This window comes from Stenotrophomonas geniculata (assembly GCF_034508895.1).
GTDB classification, from domain to species: Bacteria; Pseudomonadota; Gammaproteobacteria; order Xanthomonadales; family Xanthomonadaceae; genus Stenotrophomonas; species Stenotrophomonas geniculata.
Genome location: NZ_CP140571.1, coordinates 1,062,562 through 1,079,381 on the forward strand (window position 1 = coordinate 1,062,562; position 16,820 = coordinate 1,079,381).

General features: G+C 63.5%; 12 protein-coding genes and 4 tRNA genes. All 16 read right to left on the reverse strand.

The window, feature by feature from the left end; translation table 11 throughout:
- Positions 1 to 92: 92 nt before the first annotated feature.
- Positions 93 to 566, reverse strand: a complete 474-nt coding sequence (gene rpsG / locus RI032_RS05120) for a 30S ribosomal protein S7 (RefSeq protein WP_004145321.1) — start codon at positions 564 to 566, stop codon at positions 93 to 95.
- A gap of 12 nt (positions 567 to 578) precedes the next feature.
- A complete protein-coding gene (gene rpsL, locus RI032_RS05125; RefSeq protein WP_004145320.1) occupies positions 579 to 953 on the reverse strand; it encodes a 30S ribosomal protein S12 in 375 nt (124 codons plus the stop codon).
- A 283-nt stretch (positions 954 to 1,236) separates the two neighbouring features.
- Positions 1,237 to 5,460, reverse strand: coding sequence for a DNA-directed RNA polymerase subunit beta' (gene rpoC / locus RI032_RS05130; protein WP_010480372.1), 4,224 nt, complete (start codon positions 5,458 to 5,460; stop codon positions 1,237 to 1,239).
- 87 nt (positions 5,461 to 5,547) lie between these two features.
- Positions 5,548 to 9,702 (reverse strand): DNA-directed RNA polymerase subunit beta, encoded by a 4,155-nt coding sequence (rpoB, locus tag RI032_RS05135; protein ID WP_010480373.1) that lies wholly within the window; start codon positions 9,700 to 9,702, stop codon positions 5,548 to 5,550.
- 329 nt (positions 9,703 to 10,031) lie between these two features.
- Complete coding sequence (gene rplL, locus RI032_RS05140) at positions 10,032 to 10,400, reverse strand: 50S ribosomal protein L7/L12 (RefSeq protein WP_010480374.1); 369 nt, start codon at positions 10,398 to 10,400, stop codon at positions 10,032 to 10,034.
- Positions 10,401 to 10,463: 63 nt separating this feature from the next.
- Positions 10,464 to 11,000 carry a 50S ribosomal protein L10 gene (gene rplJ, locus RI032_RS05145; protein ID WP_010480377.1) on the reverse strand — a complete coding sequence of 179 codons (537 nt, stop codon included), beginning with the start codon at positions 10,998 to 11,000 and terminating at the stop codon, positions 10,464 to 10,466.
- Between the two features lie 386 nt (positions 11,001 to 11,386).
- Positions 11,387 to 12,085, reverse strand: a complete 699-nt coding sequence (gene rplA / locus RI032_RS05150; protein ID WP_004154350.1) for a 50S ribosomal protein L1 — start codon at positions 12,083 to 12,085, stop codon at positions 11,387 to 11,389.
- Between the two features lie 4 nt (positions 12,086 to 12,089).
- Positions 12,090 to 12,518: a 50S ribosomal protein L11 gene (rplK, locus tag RI032_RS05155; protein ID WP_004145248.1), complete on the reverse strand. Its 429-nt coding sequence runs from the start codon at positions 12,516 to 12,518 to the stop codon at positions 12,090 to 12,092.
- Positions 12,519 to 12,775: 257 nt separating this feature from the next.
- Positions 12,776 to 13,336, reverse strand: a complete 561-nt coding sequence (gene nusG, locus RI032_RS05160; protein WP_004154362.1) for a transcription termination/antitermination protein NusG — start codon at positions 13,334 to 13,336, stop codon at positions 12,776 to 12,778.
- Positions 13,337 to 13,346: 10 nt separating this feature from the next.
- Entirely contained in the window at positions 13,347 to 13,760 is a 414-nt protein-coding gene (gene secE / locus RI032_RS05165; protein ID WP_010480389.1) for a preprotein translocase subunit SecE, read from the reverse strand.
- 49 nt (positions 13,761 to 13,809) lie between these two features.
- Positions 13,810 to 13,885, reverse strand: a tRNA-Trp gene (locus RI032_RS05170).
- A gap of 103 nt (positions 13,886 to 13,988) precedes the next feature.
- Complete coding sequence (gene tuf / locus RI032_RS05175; RefSeq protein WP_014036096.1) at positions 13,989 to 15,179, reverse strand: elongation factor Tu; 1,191 nt, start codon at positions 15,177 to 15,179, stop codon at positions 13,989 to 13,991.
- A gap of 41 nt (positions 15,180 to 15,220) precedes the next feature.
- A tRNA-Thr gene (locus RI032_RS05180) sits at positions 15,221 to 15,296 on the reverse strand.
- Between the two features lie 49 nt (positions 15,297 to 15,345).
- Positions 15,346 to 15,419 (reverse strand) — tRNA-Gly (locus RI032_RS05185).
- A gap of 24 nt (positions 15,420 to 15,443) precedes the next feature.
- Positions 15,444 to 15,529: transfer RNA gene (locus RI032_RS05190), tRNA-Tyr, on the reverse strand.
- 137 nt (positions 15,530 to 15,666) lie between these two features.
- Complete coding sequence (locus RI032_RS05195) at positions 15,667 to 16,683, reverse strand: isoaspartyl peptidase/L-asparaginase family protein (protein WP_010481736.1); 1,017 nt, start codon at positions 16,681 to 16,683, stop codon at positions 15,667 to 15,669.
- Between the last annotated feature and the right edge of the window lie 137 nt (positions 16,684 to 16,820).

The window sequence follows — 16,820 nt, forward strand, 5'->3', positions numbered from 1 at the left end:
GGCGGCCTTCGGATTGGCGCAGCCCTTCTGGGACCGCGAGGCAGCACGCACCGAAGTGGTGCTGCCCTGCCTGTTTTACAAGGCCGTCAAACTCACCAGCGGTAGTGGGCGAATGCCTTGTTGGCTTCGGCCATGCGGTGGGTTTCTTCGCGCTTCTTGATGGCGCCGCCACGGTTTTCCGAGGCGTCGATCAGTTCAGCAGCCAGCTTCTTCGGCATGGTGTTCTCACCACGCTTGCGCGCGGAGTCGATCAGCCAGCGCATGGCCAGAGCCATCTTGCGCGACGAACGCACTTCGACCGGCACCTGGTAGGTGGCACCACCGACGCGGCGCGACTTGACTTCGACCGCCGGAGCGACGTTGTCCAGAGCCTTCTGCACCAGCTCAATGGCGTTGGCGCTGCTGTTCTTCTCGGTGATCACGTCCATGGCGCCGTACACGATCTTTTCGGCGACGGACTTCTTGCCGCTCTGCATGACCATGTTGATGAAGCGGGCGATGGTTTCGCTTCCGTGCTTCGGATCGGGCAGGACGGAACGCTGCGGAGTATTACCCTTACGCGACATAGTGCTCTCTCCTTATGCCTTCGGACGCTTGGCGCCGTACTTGGAACGGGCCTGGCGACGCTTGGCAACGCCGGCGGCGTCGAGCGAGCCACGAACGGTGTGGTAACGCACACCCGGCAGGTCCTTGACGCGACCGCCGCGGATCAGGACCACGGAGTGCTCCTGCAGGTTGTGGCCTTCACCACCGATGTAGGAAATCACTTCTTCCTGGTTGGTCAGGCGGACCTTGGCAACCTTGCGCAGAGCCGAGTTCGGCTTCTTCGGAGTGGTGGTGTAGACACGGGTGCAGACGCCACGGCGCTGCGGGCACTTGTCGAGCGCCGGCGAGGCACTCTTGTAGGTGGTCGCTTGCCGCGGCTTGCGGACCAGCTGGTTGATCGTCGCCATCAGTAGGTTCTTCTGATTGGTGGCCGGAAAATCCGACCAGAGATGCGGAAATGTTAAAGCAGGCCAAAATTCTGGCCTGCTGAGACAGACGATTGTAGCAACCCGTCAGGAAAGCAGTCAAACGCCTCCTGTCAAGCCCGTTCCTGATCCTGGAACGTTACTGGGGGGCCTCCATGTACCCCGTTCAGGTTGGCCGGGGCGATCGCGGACGATCTCCCCTGCCCTTTCCCTACCCGTCGATGAACCGACGGGGTGGTCCGGCCTTGCGGCCGGACCGGATACCTCATTCTTCGCCGGACGCCTGTTCAGCTTCAGCTTCAACGGCCGGAGCCTCGACTGCAGCCGGGGTGCCGGTCAGGGCCTGCATCTCCGAGTCGGTCAGACCCGAAGCGCCGCGGCGGCGGCTGCTGTGGTACGACAGACCGGTACCGGCCGGGATCAGGCGGCCCACGATCACGTTTTCCTTCAGACCGCGCAGGTTGTCCTTGGTACCGCGGACGGCCGCTTCGGTCAGCACGCGGGTGGTTTCCTGGAACGACGCGGCCGAGATGAACGATTCGGTCGCCAGCGAGGCCTTGGTGATACCCAGCAGGACCGGATCGAAGTGCGCCGGCAGCTCGTTGCGGGTCGACAGGCGCGCATTCTCCTCGATAACGCGCTGACGCTCCACCTGCTCGCCGTTCAGGAACTTGCTGCTGCCCTGGTCGGTGATCTCGACCTTGCGCAGCATCTGGCGGGTGATCACCTCGATGTGCTTGTCGTTGATCTTCACGCCCTGCAGGCGGTACACGTCCTGGATTTCCTTCACCAGGTAGGCCGCCAACGGTTCGACACCCAGCAGGCGCAGGATGTCCTGCGGGCTCGGCTCGCCGTCCACGATGGTTTCACCCTTGGTGACATGCTCGCCTTCGAACACGATGACCTGGCGGTACTTCGGAATCAGCTCTTCGTGCTCCGAACCATCGGTGTCCTTGATGATCAGGCGCTGCTTGCCCTTGGTGTCCTTGCCGAAGCTGATGATGCCCGAACGCTCGGCCAGCACCGCCGGATCCTTCGGCTTGCGCGCTTCGAACAGATCGGCCACGCGCGGCAGACCACCGGTGATGTCGCGGGTCTTCGACGCTTCCTGCGGAATCTTGGCGACCACGTCACCCACGCCGACGGCAGCGCCGTCCTGCAGGTTGACGATCGAGCGCGGCGGCAGCAGGTACTGCGCCGGCAGGTCGGTGCCCGGAATCGACAGGTCGTTGCCCTTGGCGTCGACGATGCGCACGATCGGGCGCAGATCCTTGGCTTGGGTACCACGACGCTTCGGATCGGTGATTTCGCGCGAAGCAAGGCCGGTCAGCTCGTCGGTCTTCTCGATGACGGTGATGCCGTCGACGAAGTCGATGAAGCGGATGAAGCCGGCCACTTCCGACACGATCGGGTGGTTATGCGGATCCCAGTTGGCCACGGTCTGGCCCGCCTTGATCGCATCACCGTCCTTGGACGTGATGGTCGCACCGTACGGCAGCTTGTAACGCTCACGCTCACGGCCGTGGGCATCGAGCACCGAGATTTCGCCCGAGCGCGACACTGCCACCAGCGAGCCGTTGGCATGCTCGACGGACTTGAGGTTGCTGAACTTGACCGAGCCGGTGGTCTTGACGGTGATGTTGTCGACCGCAGCAGCTCGCGACGCCGCACCACCGATGTGGAACGTACGCATGGTCAGCTGGGTACCCGGCTCACCGATGGACTGGGCGGCGATGACGCCGACCGCTTCACCGATGTTGACCAGGTGACCACGGGCCAGATCGCGGCCGTAGCAGCGCGAGCAGACACCGAAGGCCGATTCGCAGGAGATGGTCGAGCGGACCTTGATGGTCTGCACGCCGGCATCTTCCAGCTTGGCAACCCAGGCTTCGTCCAGCAGGGTGTTGCGGGTGACGATCGGATCTTCGTCGTTGCCCGGCAGGAACACGTCCTCGGCCACCACGCGACCCAGCACGCGGTCCTTCAGCGGCTCGACCACGTCGCCGCCTTCCACGATCGGGGTCATGATCAGGCCTTCGGTGGTACCGCAATCCACCTCGGTGATCACCACGTCCTGCGCGACGTCGACCAGACGACGGGTCAGGTAACCCGAGTTCGCGGTCTTCAGCGCGGTATCGGCCAGACCCTTACGGGCACCGTGGGTGGAGTTGAAGTACTCCTGCACGTTCAGGCCTTCGCGGAAGTTCGCCTTGATGGGCGTCTCGATGATCGAGCCGTCCGGACGGGCCATCAGGCCGCGCATGCCGGCCAGCTGACGGATCTGCGCCTGCGAACCACGCGCACCGGAGTCGGCCATGATGTACAGCGAGTTCATCGACTTCTGGTCGATGGTCTCACCCTTGGCGTTGACCACCTTCTCGGTACCGATGGTGTCCATCATCGCCTTGGCGATGCGCTCGTTGGTGCGCGACCAGATGTCGACCACCTTGTTGTAGCGCTCGCCGGCGGTGACCAGGCCAGACTGGTACTGCTCCTGGATTTCCAGCACTTCGGCTTCGGCCTCGGTGAGGATGCCCTTCTTCTCGTCCGGGATCAGCATGTCGTCGATGCCAATGGAGACGCCGGCGCGGGTCGCGTACGCGAAGCCGGTGTACATCAGCTTGTCGGCGAACACGACCGTGTCCTTCAGGCCCAGCTGGCGGTAGCTGGAGTTGATCAGGCGGCTGATGTTCTTCTTGGTCAGCTCGACATTGGCCAGCGCGAACGGCAGGCCTTCCGGCAGGATTTCAGCCAGCAGGGCGCGACCGATCGTGGTGTCCACGATCGAGGTCTTGTTCTGCTTGTTGCCGTCTTCGTCGGTCACCACCTCGGTGATGCGGACCTTGACCTTGGCGTGCAGTTCCACCACGCGGTTGTCATAGGCACGCTTGACTTCGGCGATGTTGGCGAAGGCCATGCCCTCGCCCTTCTTGTTTTCCAGCGAGCGGGTCATGTAGTACAGACCCAGCACGACGTCCTGCGACGGCACGATGATCGGCTCGCCGTTGGCCGGCGACAGGATGTTGTTGGTGGACATCATCAGCGCACGCGCTTCCAGCTGGGCTTCCAGCGAGAGCGGCACGTGGACGGCCATCTGGTCACCGTCGAAGTCGGCGTTGAACGCGGTGCAGACCAGCGGATGCAGCTGGATGGCCTTGCCTTCGATCAGCACCGGCTCGAACGCCTGGATGCCCAGACGGTGCAGGGTCGGCGCACGGTTCAGCATCACCGGATGCTCGCGGATGACCTCTTCCAGGATGTCCCAGACTTCGGCTTCTTCGCGCTCGACCAGCTTCTTGGCAGCCTTGATGGTGGTGGCCAGGCCACGACGCTGCAGCTTGGCGAAGACGAACGGCTTGAACAGCTCGAGCGCCATCTTCTTCGGCAGGCCGCACTGGTGCAGGCGCAGGTACGGACCGACCACGATGACCGAACGGCCCGAGTAGTCGACGCGCTTGCCGAGCAGGTTCTGGCGGAAGCGACCCTGCTTGCCCTTGATCATGTCGGCCAGCGACTTCAGCGGGCGCTTGTTGGTGCCGGTGATGGCACGGCCACGACGGCCGTTGTCCAGCAGCGCATCGACCGATTCCTGCAGCATGCGCTTTTCATTGCGCACGATGATGTCCGGCGCGCTCAGTTCGAGCAGGCGGCGCAGGCGGTTGTTGCGGTTGATGACGCGGCGGTACAGGTCGTTCAGGTCGGAGGTCGCGAAGCGGCCGCCATCCAGCGGGACCAGCGGACGCAGGTCCGGCGGCAGCACCGGCAGCACGGTCATGACCATCCATTCCGGACGGTTGCCCGATTCCAGGAAGGCTTCGATCAGCTTGATGCGCTTGGTGAGGCGCTTGAGCTTGGTTTCCGAACCGGTAGCGGCGATTTCCTCGCGCAGGCGGGTCATTTCCGACTGCAGGTCGATGGTGCGCAGCAGTTCGTACACGGCCTCGGCGCCCATGGCGGCGTCGAAGTCGTCACCGTGCTCCTGGCGGGCCTGCAGGTACTGTTCTTCGGTCAGCAGCTGGCGGCGTTCCAGGGCGGTCAGGCCCGGCTCGGTCACCACGTAGGCTTCGAAGTACAGCACGCGCTCGATGTCGCGCAGGGTCATGTCCAGCATCAGGCCGATGCGCGACGGCAGCGACTTCAGGAACCAGATGTGCGCGACCGGCGAGGCCAGGTCGATGTGGCCCATGCGCTCGCGACGCACCTTGGCCAGGGTCACTTCGGTGCCGCACTTTTCGCAGACCACGCCGCGGTGCTTCATGCGCTTGTACTTGCCGCACAGGCACTCGTAGTCCTTCACCGGGCCGAAGATGGCGGCGCAGAACAGGCCGTCGCGTTCCGGCTTGAAGGTACGGTAGTTGATGGTTTCCGGCTTCTTCACTTCGCCGAAGGACCACGAACGGATCAGGTCCGGCGAGGCCAGCGCGATCTTGATCGCGTCGAAGTCCAGCGTCTGGCGCTGCTGGTTGAAGAGGTTGAGCAGGTCTTTCATGGTGTTCTCCAGAAGGAGGAATGCTGTGTCGATGGGCTTTCAGTTCACTGCCAGCGGCGCGGCGGCGGACCGCCGCGCCGGCATGGATCAGTTGTCTTCCAGTTCCATGTTGATGGCCAGCGAGCGGATTTCCTTCACGAGCACGTTGAAGGATTCCGGCATGCCCGCGACCATCTCGTGCTCACCGTCGACGATGTTCTTGTACATCTGGTTGCGGCCCTGCACGTCATCGGACTTCACCGTCAGCATTTCCTGCAGGGTGTAGGCCGCGCCGTAGGCTTCCAGCGCCCAGACTTCCATTTCACCGAAGCGCTGGCCGCCGAACTGCGCCTTGCCGCCCAGCGGCTGCTGGGTGACGAGCGAGTACGGACCGGTCGAACGGGCGTGCATCTTGTCGTCGACCAGGTGGTTCAGCTTCAGGTAGTGCATGTAACCCACGGTGGTGTGGCGATCGAACGCTTCACCGGTGCGGCCGTCGTACAGCTGGGTCTGGCCACTGCTCGGCAGGTCGGCCAGTTCCAGCATGCGCTTGATTTCCGCTTCGGTGGCGCCGTCGAACACCGGAGTGGCCATCGGCACGCCGTCGGTCAGGTTGCGGGCCAGACGCAGCAGTTCCTCGTCGCTGAACTGCGACAGGTCGACACGGTTGGCCACGTTGGTGTCGTCGTGGTTGTAGATGTCGTCCAGGAACTTGCGCAGGTCGGCAACGGCGGCCTGGGCCTCCATCATCGCCTGGATCTTGCGGCCCAGGCCCTTGGCGGCCCAGCCCAGGTGCACTTCAAGGATCTGGCCGATGTTCATACGCGACGGCACGCCCAGCGGGTTCAGCACGATGTCCACGGTTTCGCCCGAGGCCATGTACGGCATGTCCTCGACCGGCACCACGTTGGAGACCACACCCTTGTTGCCGTGGCGGCCTGCCATCTTGTCGCCCGGCTGGATGCGGCGCTTCACGGCCAGGAATACCTTGACCATCTTCAGCACGCCCGGGGCGAGGTCGTCACCGGCGGTGATCTTGCCGCGCTTGTCGGCGAAGCGACGCTCGAATTCCTTCTCGTGCGCCTGGATCTGCTTCTGCGCGCGCTCGATGGCTTCCGAAGCGTCCTCGTCCTTCATGCGCAGGGCGAACCAGTCAGCCTTCTTCAGGCCGTCCAGGAAGGCGTCGCTGATCACGTCACCCTTCTTCAGGCCAGCGCCACCGTTGACCACCTTGCCCACGATCTGCGAACGCAGACGCATGTAGATGGCGGCTTCCAGGATGCGGAACTGGTCGTCGAAGTCCTTCTTGACGCGCTTGATTTCAGACTCTTCGATCTGGCGGGCACGCTTGTCCTTCTCGATGCCGTCGCGGGTAAAGACCTGCACGTCAATGACGGTGCCGTCCATGCCCGGCGGAACGCGCAGCGAGCTGTCCTTAACGTCCGAAGCCTTCTCGCCGAAGATCGCGCGCAGCAGCTTCTCTTCCGGGGTCAGCTGGCTTTCGCCCTTCGGGGTGACCTTGCCGACCATGATGTCGCCGGCGCGGACTTCGGCACCGATGTACACCACGCCGCTCTCGTCCAGGCGGTTCAGCGCCTGCTCGGAGACGTTCGGGATGTCGGCGGAGATTTCCTCCGGCCCCAGCTTGGTGTCACGCGCAACGCAGGTCAGCTCTTCGATGTGGATCGTGGTGTAACGATCCTCTTCCACCACGCGCTCGGAGAGCAGGATGGAGTCTTCGAAGTTGTAGCCGTTCCACGGCATGAACGCGATCAGCATGTTCTGGCCCAGGGCCAGTTCGCCGATGTCGGTGGACGGACCGTCGGCCAGCACGTCGCCGCGGGCGATGACGTCACCCACCTGGACCAGCGGACGCTGGTTGATGCAGGTGTTCTGGTTCGAACGGGTGTACTTGACCAGGTTGTAGATGTCCACGCCTGCGTCGGTGGCGCCAACGATCTCTTCCTCGTTGACCTTGACCACGATGCGGGCGGCGTCGATCTGCACGATCTCGCCACCACGACGGGCGTTCACGGTCACACCGGAGTCACGGGCCACGGCGCGCTCGATGCCGGTACCGACCAGCGGCTTCTGCGCACGCAGGGTCGGCACGGCCTGACGCTGCATGTTGGCGCCCATCAGTGCGCGGTTCGCGTCATCGTGCTCCAGGAACGGAACCAGCGCGGCCGCGATCGACACGGTCTGCATCGGCGAGACGTCCATGAAGTGGACTTCCGCCGGCGGCTTCAGCAGCGATTCGCCCTGGAAGCGGCACGGAACGAACTGCTCGGTCAGCATGCTGTCGGCATTGGTCAGGGCGTTGGCCTGCGCAATGACGTACTCGTTTTCTTCGATCGCCGACAGGAACTCGACTTCGTCATAGACCTTGCCGTCCACGACCTTGCGGTACGGGGTCTCAAGGAAACCGTACTGGTTGGTGCGGGCGTACACGGCCAGCGAGTTGATCAGGCCGATGTTCGGGCCTTCCGGGGTTTCGATGGTGCAGACGCGGCCGTAATGGGTCGGGTGCACGTCGCGCACTTCGAAGCCGGCGCGCTCACGGGTCAGACCGCCCGGGCCCAGGGCCGAGACGCGACGCTTGTGGGTCACTTCCGACAGCGGGTTGTTCTGGTCCATGAACTGCGACAGCTGCGAGGAGCCGAAGAACTCCTTGATGGCAGCGGCGACCGGCTTGGCATTGATCAGCTCCTGCGGGGTCAGGCCTTCCGACTCGGCCATCGACAGGCGCTCCTTGACCGCGCGCTCGACGCGGACCAGGCCCACGCGGAACACGTTCTCGGCCATTTCACCGACCGAACGCACGCGACGGTTGCCCAGGTGGTCGATGTCGTCGACCACGCCGCGACCGTTGCGGATCTCGGTCAGGACCTTGATCACGTCCAGGATGTCGGAGCTGTCGCCATGGGCGGCGACCAGGCGCTTGGACTCTTCGTCGTTGCGCTCACCGTAGTACTTGCGGTCGTACAGCACGGCTTCGCCGGTGGTTTCCTTGCGGCCCACGCGACGGTTGAACTTCATGCGGCCGACCGCGGACAGGTCGTAGCGCTCGAAGGTGAAGAACAGGTTGTGGAACAGGTTCTGCGCGGCATCCTTGGTCGGCGGCTCGCCCGGACGCATCATGCGGTAGATCTCGACCAGGGCTTCCAGCTGGGTCTTGGTCGGGTCGATGCGCAGGGTGTTGGACAGGTACGGGCCACGATCCAGATCGTTCACCCACAGGGTGCCCACGGCATCCACGCCAGCCTTGCGGAAGGCCTGCAGCTGCTCGTCGGTGATCTCGTCATTGGCCTGGGCCAGCAGTTCGCCGGTCGAGGCGTCGACCACGTCGTGCGACAGGATGCGGCCGACGATGTAGTCGTCCGGCACGGCCAGGGCGGCGATGCCCGAGGCTTCCAGCTGCTTGATGTGGCGCGCGGTGATGCGCTTGCCGGCTTCCACGATGACCTTGTCGCCGTCGGCGAGGTCAAAGCCCAGGGTTTCGCCACGCAGGCGCTCCGGCACCAGCTCCAGCTGGACGCCTTCATCCGGGTTGATGTGGAAGGTGTTGATCTCGAAGAACTCGGCCAGCATCTCTTCGTTGCTGTAGCCAAGCGCGCGCAGCAGGATCGACACCGGCAGCTTGCGGCGGCGGTCGATACGGGTGAACAGCGCGTCCTTCGGGTCGAACTCGAAGTCCAGCCAGGAACCGCGGTAAGGAATGATGCGGGCGCTGTACAGCAGCTTGCCCGAGCTGTGGGTCTTGCCACGGTCGTGGTCGAAGAACACACCCGGCGAGCGGTGCAGCTGCGAGACGATGACGCGCTCGGTGCCGTTGACGATGAAGGTGCCGTTCTCGGTCATCAGCGGGATTTCGCCCAGATAGACCTCCTGCTCCTTCACGTACTTGATGGCCTTGGTCGACGACTCACGGTCGTAGATCACCAGGCGCACGGTCACGCGCAGCGGGGCGCCGTAGCTCATGCCACGCTGGCGGCACTCACGCTCGTCGAAGACCGGTTCGCCCAGCTTGTAGCCGACGTATTCCAGGGCGGCATTACCGCTGTAGCTGGCGATCGGGAAGACCGACTTCAGCGCAGCGTGCAGGCCGTGGTCCGTGCGCTTGGCCGGATCGACGTTTTCCTGCAGGAATTCACGATAGGAATCCACCTGGATGGCGAGCAGGAACGGCACTTCGAGAATCGAGCGCTGCTTGCCGAAATCCTTGCGGATACGCTTTTTTTCGGTGAACGAATAGGACGTCATGAGGTCTTCCACCTTGTTGTGCGGATCGTGCGCCCACGATCCGAAGGGAACTTGAAATTGTCAGTTGGAAGTCGCTGGTATTGCCGGCACCAGCACGCCTTCTCCCGCTACTTCCAACTGCCAACTCGTCTGCATCCACTCCCCCGCTGCCGCGCGCTGCGCTGGCCGGCCGGGGTCTGACCGCAGCCCGTGTTGGGCTTTTTCCTGCTGTTTTTCACATCCACGCACAGCGTGGATCTACAACACTGCAACAACGACCAAAGGCCGGGGGCTTACGCCCCCAGCCTTGGCTGCATCGCCGTGAATCGGTGACGATGCAAGGTAACTGCTTACTTGACTTCGACAGTCGCGCCAGCAGCTTCCAGGTCCTTCTTCATCTTCTCGGCGTCGTCCTTCGAAGCGCCTTCCTTCAGGACGCCACCGGCTTCGGCCAGGTCCTTCGCTTCCTTCAGGCCCAGGCCGGTGATGGCGCGGACGGCCTTGATGACTTCGACCTTCTTGTCGCCGGCCGACTTCAGGGTGACGGTGAACTCGGTCTGCTCTTCAACAGCAGCAGCCGGGCCAGCGGCAGCAGCCACGGCAACCGGAGCAGCGGCGGAGACGCCGAACTTCTCTTCGATGGCCTTGACCAGCTCCATCACTTCCATCAGGGACTTCTCGGCGATGGCGTCGACGATCTGTTCGTTGGTAAGGGACATGATTAATACCTTTGGATGATTTTCTGGGTTGAGGTTCCGTCAGGAACCACGGTAAGTCGAAACTCAGGCGGTCTCGGCGGCCGGCTCGGCAGCGTCGGCGGCGACGTCGCCACCACCCTGCTTCTCGCCAACGGCCTTGATGGCGCGGGCAAACATCGTGACCGGCTCGGTCAGGACGCGGGCCAGCATGGCCAGGGCCTGGTCGCGGGTCGGCAGCGAGGCCAGCACTTCGACGTGGCTTGCCGGGAACACTTCGCCACCGATGGCGACGACCTTAGCCTTCAGCTTGTCGTTGCCCTTGGCGGCTTCCTTGATCAGGCGACCGGCAGCGCCGGGCTCCTCGAGCGAGAACGCGTACAGCAGCGGACCAACCATCTGGTCCTGGGCGACTGCGAACTCGGTGCCTTCAACGGCGCGCGAAGCCAGGGTGTTCTTGACAACCTTCAAGAAAACACCGGTTTCACGAGCCTGCTTGCGCATCGCGGTCATCTGGGCGACCGTGGTGCCAGCGTATTCGGCTGCGATCAAGGAGTGGGCCTTGGCGGCGACGTCTGCCAGCTCGGCGACTACTTCTTGCTTCTGGGACAGATTGAGAGCCATTGCACTCCTCCTATTGAACTCCGCTTACGGCTCCTGCCGTGTGCGGTCCTGTGCGGCATCCGTCCTGGACGCCGGGAACATCGGGATGATGTTCCGGGGGTGGGCCGTTCTAGACCTGGAGTGGGCCAACCTGGGAAACCCAGACGTGCGTGAACCAGAAAAACTCCAGAAGGGCACCATCTACGCAGGGTGATTCCGGGGAATCGATTAAGCGCTCATGACTGCTCCGGCGGCGACTCCTTGCCAGATCGAGCTTCCGTGCCCGTCGCCGGTATTGCCACGACCGCGCCTGCGGTCTTTGACGGCTACCGCGGGCGATGCACTGCCAGCGATGCCTTCAAATGTCACGGTCACGGCACCGAAGGTACCGTGACCGCTTGAAACAATTACTTCAGGGTCAGCGACGACTGGTCGACGGTGACGCCCGGGCCCATCGTCGAGCTGACCGAAACCTTCTGCAGGTAGGTGCCCTTCGAGGTGGCCGGCTTGGCCTTGATCAGGTCCAGCAGCAGCGCGGTCAGGTTCGACTTCAGCGCGTCTTCGGCGAAGTCGGCCTTGCCGATGGTGCAGTGGATGATGCCGGCCTTGTCGGTGCGGTAACGGACCTGACCCGACTTGGCGTTCTTCACGGCTTCACCCGGGTTCGGGGAAACGGTGCCGACCTTCGGGTTCGGCATCAGGCCGCGCGGGCCCAGCACGGTGCCCAGCTTACCGACGACGCGCATGGCGTCCGGGGTCGCGATGACGACGTCGTAGTTCAGATCGCCGGCCTGCATCTTCTCGGCCAGGTCATCCATACCGACGGCTTCGGCGCCAGCGGCCAGGGCTTCGTCAGCCTTGGCACCGGCCGGAGCGAACACGGCGACGCGGACCGACTTGCCGGTACCGGCCGGCAGCACGGTGGAGCCACGGACCTGCTGGTCGGACTTCTTCGCATCGACGCCCAGGCGCACAGCGACGTCGATCGACTCGACGAACTTGGCCTTGGTGGCGCTCTTCAGGATGTTGATCGCGTCCTCGAAGGCGTATGCCTTACCCGGAACGACGGCGGCCTTGATGGCCTTCTCACGCTTGGTCTGTGCCATCTTATTAACCCTCCACCACGAGGCCCATGGAACGGGCAGAGCCAGCGATGGTACGCACGGCGGCGTCCAGATCGGCGGCAGTCAGATCCGGTTCCTTCGCCTTGGCGATCTCTTCCAGCTGCTTACGGGTGACCTTGCCGACCTTCTCGGTGTTCGGGCGCTTGGAGCCCGACGAGATGCCAGCGGCCTTCTTCAGCAGGGTGGTGGCCGGGGTGCTCTTGGTGATGAAGGTGAACGTACGGTCCGAGTAGGCCGTGATGATCACCGGAACCGGCAGGCCCGGCTCGAGCTTCTGCGTGGCAGCGTTGAACGCCTTGCAGAATTCCATGATGTTCAGACCGCGCTGACCCAGCGCAGGACCGACCGGCGGCGAGGGGTTGGCCTGACCGGCCTTCACCTGCAGCTTGATGTAACCGACAACTTTCTTTGCCATGTGAGTACTCTCCGGGTGCTAGCGCCTTTCGACAACAGGCTCCCCATCGGACCGGGAATCACGCGTCCCGGCATCGCGTTTTGAAATCATGCTGAAGGCCACCTTGCGGCGGCCTCGTCCTGCTGGCTTCCCAGCGGGGAGCCGCGCACTATATCAGGTTTTTTCTTCACATGCCTGAAGCGGCACGTAAACGAGAGAAACCGGGCCAAGCCCGGTTTCTTGTCCGGAGTCGAGCATGGCTCGACTCTACAACGGGATCAGACGGCCTTTTCGACCTGGCCGAACTCGAGTTCGACCGGAGTGGCACGGCCGAAGATCAGCACCGAGACGCGCAGACGGCTCTTCTCGTAGTTGACCTCTTCGACGACGCCATTGAAATCGTTGAACGGGCCGTCGGTGACGCGGACCATCTGGCCCGGCTCGAACAGCACCTTCGGACGCGGCTTCTCGACGCCTTCCTGAACGCGGTTCAGGATGGCTTCGGCCTCGGAATCGGCGATCGGCAGCGGACGGTCGGCCGTGCCGCCGATGAAGCCCATGACGCGCGGGGTTTCCTTGACCAGGTGCCAGCTTTCGTTGTCGATGCGCGGAATACCGGCTTCTTCATGGGTCTCGATCTGGACCAGCACGTAACCCGGGAAGAACTTGCGCTCGGAGCGGCGCTTCTGGCCAGCGCGCATCTCGACCACTTCTTCGGTCGGGACCAGGACATCGCCGAAGCGCTCCTCCATGCCGTCACGGACGATGCGATCGCGCAGAGCCTGCGCCACCGACTTCTCGAAGCCCGAATAGGCGTGAACGACGTACCAACGCTTCATGCAATTCTCCTTAGCGGCTCAGGAACAGCTGAATCAGCCACTGAATGACGTAATCGAACCCACCCAGCAGCAGGCTGAGAATGGTTACCACCACCATCACGACCCAGGTCATGCGGATGGCTTCCTGGCGCGTCGGCCAGACCACCTTGCGCAGTTCGAAGCGCGACTCGGAGAGGAATTCGCGGGTGTCGCGCCCCTTGCCGGTCAGCATGAATACGCCGATACCGCCAACCAGACCGACTACAACCGCCAACGCACGCAGCTGACCCGCCCACGCACCCAGCTGAGTGGCGCGACCGGAGTCGGCGGAGAACCAGAACCAGACGAACAGACCAGCCAGCACCAGCAGCGATGCGGCGACGTACTTGACGATATCCCCGCCATTGGCGGAGTTGTCCTTGGAGTGTTCGATCTTGCTATTCATCCGGCTGTGTCTGCTTTAGCGGCCCAGGCCGCTGGATAAGGTGGGCAGATGGCACGCCAGGAGGGACTCGAACCCCCAACCTGCGGTTTTGGAGACCGCTGCTCTGCCAATTGAGCTACTGGCGTACGTATTGAAACTTGCCTTCCCTTAGACGGCGAAGGCGGACCGAGGTTCCCGGCCCGCCATTCGCGTAACCGGCGGCGCTATGCAACCACCGGTACTGCAGGCTTACTCGATGATCTTCGAGACCACGCCGGCGCCGACGGTACGGCCGCCTTCGCGGATGGCGAAGCGCAGGCCTTCGTCCATTGCCACCGGGTTGATCAGGGTGACGACCATCTTGACGTTGTCACCCGGCATCACCATTTCGACGCCTTCCGGCAGTGCAGCTGCGCCGGTGATGTCGGTGGTGCGGAAGTAGAACTGCGGACGGTAGCCGTTGAAGAACGGGGTGTGACGGCCACCTTCGTCCTTCGACAGGACGTAGACTTCGCCTTCGAACTTGGTGTGCGGCTTGATCGTGCCCGGCTTGGCCAGGACCTGGCCACGCTCGACGTCGTCACGCTTGGTGCCGCGCAGCAGCAGGCCAGCGTTGTCGCCTGCCTGACCCTGGTCCAGCAGCTTGCGGAACATTTCAACGCCGGTCACGGTGGTCTTCTGCACCGGACGGATGCCGACGATTTCGATTTCGTCGCCAACCTTGATCACGCCGCGCTCGATACGGCCGGTCACCACGGTGCCGCGGCCCGAGATCGAGAACACGTCTTCCACCGGCATCAGGAACGGCTTGTCGATCGCACGCTCCGGCTCCGGAATCCAGCTGTCCAGGGCATCGACCAGCTTCAGGATGGCCGGCACGCCGATGTCGCTCTGGTCGCCTTCCAGCGCCAGGCGGGCCGAACCGGCGATGATCGGGGTGTCGTCGCCCGGGAACTCGTACTTGCTCAGCAGTTCACGCACTTCCATCTCGACCAGCTCGAGCAGCTCGGCGTCGTCAACCATGTCGGCCTTGTTCAGGAACACGACGATGTACGGCACGCCGACCTGACGCGACAGCAGGATGTGCTCGCGGGTCTGCGGCATCGGGCCGTCAGCGGCCGAGCACACCAGGATCGCGCCATCCATCTGGGCGGCACCGGTGATCATGTTCTTGACGTAGTCAGCGTGGCCCGGGCAGTCAACGTGGGCGTAGTGACGGATCGGGGATTCGTATTCGACGTGCGCGGTCGAGATCGTGATACCACGAGCCTTTTCTTCCGGCGCGGCGTCGATCGAGGAGTAGTCCTTGAACTCGCCACCGAAGCGCTCGGCACCGATCTTGGTCAGTGCGGCGGTCAGCGTGGTCTTGCCGTGGTCGACGTGACCGATGGTGCCGACATTGACGTGCGGCTTGGTGCGCTCGAACTTACCCTTGGCCATGGCTGCTTATCTCGAATTCGTCTGAGAGGTGATGCTTAAGATGGTGCTCACGAAAGGAATCGAACCTTCGACCTCTTCCTTACCAAGGAAGTGCTCTACCGACTGAGCTACGTGAGCCGAGTTTTGCATTATGACATGAACTCGATAATATTCAAAGTTCATTCAATGGAGCGGGAGACGGGAATCGAACCCGCACCATCAGCTTGGAAGGCTGAGGTTCTACCATTGAACTACTCCCGCACCGGGAATGTCACAACGTGAAACTGGTGGAGGGAGGTGGATTCGAACCACCGAAGGCGTAAGCCAGCAGATTTACAGTCTGCCCCCGTTGGCCGCTTGGGTATCCCTCCTTACCACCCCATTCCGTTGCCGCCGAAGCGTTGCGGTGTGTGGTGGTGAGCCGCTTATTCTGCTGATGGGACGGGGGGCTGTCAACGCTTTTTTCCACTTTTTTCACACGCTGTCGCAAACCCATTGATACGCAAGGTTATTGCCCGGGGAGCGGCAGGGTCTCGCTGGCGAAAATTGCGACATGAGGGACACCGTCGCCGCCAATCCAGCCCCGATACATGCCCTGGGTGTTGAACGGCGTGGCCATTTTTCCATCTGCGCCGAGCACGATCGCACCGCCATCGCCGCCCATCTGCGGAATCGTCTCGTTGATCACGCCCTTGCCGGCCTGCTCCGGGCTCTGCCCCTGGTAACGCATGCGCGCGCAGATCTCGTGCGCGGCGGCAGTACGGATGTAGTACTCGCCCCAGCCGGTGCCAGACACCGCACATCGCGCGTCAGCCCAGGTACCGGCGCCGATGATCGGCGAATCACCCACGCGCCCATAGCGCTTGTTGGTCATGCCGCCAGTGGAAGTACCAGCGGCCAGGTGCCCCTGTGCATCCAATGCGACTGCACCGACGGTCCCGAAGTGCTTTGCGGTCTCCAGATCGGCATGCGCCTGGCCGCCGGCCTCTTCCTTCAGTGCACGCTGCAGCTGCTGCCAGCGCTTTTCCGTACGGAAGTAGGAGGGATCGACCAGAGAAATGCCCTGCTCGACCGCGAAGGCTTCGGCGCCCTGCCCGACCATCATCACATGCCTGGACTTCTGCATCACGGTCTGCGCCAGCAGGATCGGGTTGCGCACCCTCTGCACGCCCGCCACCGCGCCCGCCGCCTGGCTCGCGCCGTCCATGACGGCCGCATCCAGCTCGTTGTGGCCGTCGTGGGTGAACACCGCGCCCTTGCCGGCGTTGAAGGTGGGATCGTCCTCCAGCACGGTGATCGCGGCGGTGACGGCGGCCAGCGCGGGGCGACCCGCTGCCAGCTCCGCATGCCCCTTCAACAGGGCCGCCCGCAGCGCGTCACGTGCGGCCTTCTCCTCGGCCGGCGACAGGTCCTTGCGCTCGACGCCAGCGCCGCCGTGGATGACCAGCAGCGGCGAAGCCGCCGGTGCAGCCTGGACAAGCGTGGGCAGGGACAACAGTGCGGACAGCGCCAGGCGCAGTTTCATCGGGTACGTCTCCAGCAGGCGGGCAAGGGAGGCATCATCGTAGAGCCGAGCCCATGCTCGGCTGATGCCTCGATTGAAAGGCAGCCGAGCGCGGGCTCGGCTCTACAGCATCCCATGCGTGGTCACAGGATCGCCGG

Bases quoted from the DNA above. Each gene is read 5' to 3' on its own strand.
- rpsG (WP_004145321.1), bottom strand. From the start codon at position 566: ATGTCGCGTAAGGGTAATACTCCGCAGCGTTCCGTCCTGCCCGATCCG.
- rpsL (WP_004145320.1), bottom strand. From the start codon at position 953: ATGGCGACGATCAACCAGCTGGTCCGCAAGCCGCGGCAAGCGACCACC.
- rpoC (WP_010480372.1), bottom strand. From the start codon at position 5,460: ATGAAAGACCTGCTCAACCTCTTCAACCAGCAGCGCCAGACGCTGGAC.
- rpoB (WP_010480373.1), bottom strand. From the start codon at position 9,702: ATGACGTCCTATTCGTTCACCGAAAAAAAGCGTATCCGCAAGGATTTC.
- rplL (WP_010480374.1), bottom strand. From the start codon at position 10,400: ATGTCCCTTACCAACGAACAGATCGTCGACGCCATCGCCGAGAAGTCC.
- rplJ (WP_010480377.1), bottom strand. From the start codon at position 11,000: ATGGCTCTCAATCTGTCCCAGAAGCAAGAAGTAGTCGCCGAGCTGGCA.
- rplA (WP_004154350.1), bottom strand. From the start codon at position 12,085: ATGGCACAGACCAAGCGTGAGAAGGCCATCAAGGCCGCCGTCGTTCCG.
- rplK (WP_004145248.1), bottom strand. From the start codon at position 12,518: ATGGCAAAGAAAGTTGTCGGTTACATCAAGCTGCAGGTGAAGGCCGGT.
- nusG (WP_004154362.1), bottom strand. From the start codon at position 13,336: ATGAAGCGTTGGTACGTCGTTCACGCCTATTCGGGCTTCGAGAAGTCG.
- secE (WP_010480389.1), bottom strand. From the start codon at position 13,760: ATGAATAGCAAGATCGAACACTCCAAGGACAACTCCGCCAATGGCGGG.
- tuf (WP_014036096.1), bottom strand. From the start codon at position 15,179: ATGGCCAAGGGTAAGTTCGAGCGCACCAAGCCGCACGTCAATGTCGGC.
- RI032_RS05195 (WP_010481736.1), bottom strand. From the start codon at position 16,683: ATGAAACTGCGCCTGGCGCTGTCCGCACTGTTGTCCCTGCCCACGCTT.